Origin of the sequence: Nitrososphaera sp., from assembly GCF_050748925.1 — an archaeon.
GTDB lineage: Archaea > Thermoproteota > Nitrososphaeria > Nitrososphaerales > Nitrososphaeraceae > Nitrososphaera.
In genome coordinates, this window is record NZ_JBOGQF010000239.1 from 1 (window position 1) to 1,351 (window position 1,351).

The 1,351-nt window shown below is 55.7% G+C and carries 2 protein-coding genes; one reads left to right on the forward strand and one right to left on the reverse strand.

Annotation, left to right across the window (positions count from 1 at the left end; all coding sequences use genetic code 11):
* Positions 1-532, reverse strand: a 532-nt coding sequence (locus ACREAY_RS11920; RefSeq protein WP_431755985.1) for a plastocyanin/azurin family copper-binding protein, incomplete at its 3' end; no start/stop codon positions are given.
* Between the two features lie 138 nt (positions 533-670).
* Here ACREAY_RS11920 and ACREAY_RS11925 point away from each other — a divergent pair.
* A partial coding sequence (locus ACREAY_RS11925; protein WP_431755986.1) for an aconitase X occupies positions 671-1,351 on the forward strand: 681 nt, incomplete at its 3' end.

Sequence of the window (1,351 nt, forward strand, 5' to 3'; positions counted from 1 at the left end):
GGTCAAGCCGGTATGCGGCGTTGTCGGGATTTGAAACCTGTATCACGACCGGCAGGCCGGGCGAAATATCTCCCACTTTTCCAGTGGCTTTGATGGTTTCGTCTCTCTCGTAAAAGCCCTTGTCGGTGGCTACAGAGACGTTCAGCTTGGGCGACCTCTCGTCTCCCACCATAACTGTGCCGGTCTTGAACGGGTGGAGCGCGCAATAGTAATTGAGAGCGCCCGCGCTGTCAAAAGTGTGGCTGAACGTTTTTCCCGGCGCTATCAGGTTGAAATCAAGGATCGGAACACCGCCAGTGGGATCGCCAAACGTTACAGTGTGCAGGGCAACGTCGTGATTCGTCCAGATTACGGCATCGCCAGGCTTTACATGCGCAGGGTTTGGCGCCATGCCCCTGTCGCCAAGGTCTGCCGCGCCAGGGAGGATGCTGACCAGGATAGTTACAGGTTCGTCGGCACTTGCCGCTGGCAAGACAGGAGTCGCAAAACCCAGCAGGATCAAGGCAAGCGTAAAAGCAGCAAGCTTTGGCACGCCCATCAGGGCGCAAAAATTTCATAAAAGCGCGCAGCCCATTTTTTGGATTTTGCATACAAAAACACTGTTCACTTTTCTGCAGTAATTGACCAGAGGCTGGCAAGAGTTCTTATACTCTTTTTAGCGAGTAACGGTGTGGAGCTAACCCGGGAAGAAGAGAAGGCGCTCCGTGGCGAAAAGGGCGAGGCGCTTGCTTCTGCCTACCGCATACTCGTCGCAATAGGCGAGGCCACCGGCGCAAAAAAGCTCGTCCCGGTAAAGTGGGCCCACGTCTCTGGCGTCAATTACAAGACCATCGGCGACGCGGGACTGGAATTTCTCGACAAATTCATCAGGGAGGCGAGGGTCGCGGTAAAGACGACGGTGAACCCGATGGGCTATGACCGCTCAAGGCCGGAAGGGCTGTCGGACAAGTTTATTGAAAAGCAGGGCACCATCGTCAGCGCATACGAGCGCATGGGCGTCACGCCGTCTTTCACCTGCACGCCATACGAGGTTTTCAACCTTCCAAAAAACGCGACCGTCAGCTTTGCAGAAAGCAATGCGGCAGTGTTCTCTAATTCTCTGATGGGCTTGCGCACAAACAAAGAGAGCGCGCTGTCGGCGCTTGCGAGCTCGGTCACCGGCAAGGCACCCCTCTCTGACCTGCGCATGGACGAGCACAGAAAACCCAAGATTGCAATAAAGCCCGAAATAAGCATGAAAAGCGAGCTTGACTATGGACTGCTCGGATACTTTGCAGGCAAGACGGTCAAGGAGAGCAGCGTAGCGCTGCCCGGCATAGACCCGGACAGGCAGCAGGCAAAGGCGCTTGCC